We start from the raw sequence: 523 nt of genomic DNA, 5'->3' as shown, positions 1-523 counted from the left end.
GCCTGAGCTGATCGGCCGGCAGGAAGCGCCCGTCACTGCCCAGGTTCTCGGTAAACGCCGCACACTGGGCGCCAGGAATGTGCCCGGCAATCGGATCGATTGGTTCTACTTCACCCTTGAAACGCGGCAGTGCGCGGGCATCGAGCAGGGTCAGCTCCGGCTGCGCGAGGCGCTTTTGCAACTGCTCGGCACTGATCAGCAACGCCGTGTCAGGACTGCCGGTGAAGGAGCCACGAGTAATCGCCGGCGCATCCAGGCTCAGCGGCAAACCGGCCGCGTGCCAGGCCTTGAGACCGCCATCGAGAATGAATACACCATCGCGTTTGCCCAACCACGCCAGTAACCACCAGGCCCGCGCCGCATAGGCACCCGGGCCGTCGTCATACAGAACCACTTCGCTATCGGCGTTGATTCCCCAGGCTTGCAGGCGCTCGATCAGTTGCGCCGGCTCGGGTAACGGATGACGCCCGGTCACGCCCTTGACCACCGCGCCACTCAGGTCACGCTCAAGGTCGGCATAGCT

The 523-nt window shown here is 64.4% G+C and carries 1 protein-coding gene; it reads right to left on the bottom strand.

What is annotated here, in order from left to right; genetic code table 11:
• A partial coding sequence (locus tag F8N43_RS29210) for a sulfurtransferase (protein WP_150654715.1) occupies positions 1 to 523 on the bottom strand: 523 nt, incomplete at both ends.

This window comes from Pseudomonas fluorescens, assembly GCF_902498065.1.
GTDB lineage: Bacteria > Pseudomonadota > Gammaproteobacteria > Pseudomonadales > Pseudomonadaceae > Aquipseudomonas > Aquipseudomonas fluorescens_BJ.
The sequence above is the reverse complement of the archived record's forward strand: the minus strand, read 5'-3'. Positions and strand labels throughout refer to the sequence as shown.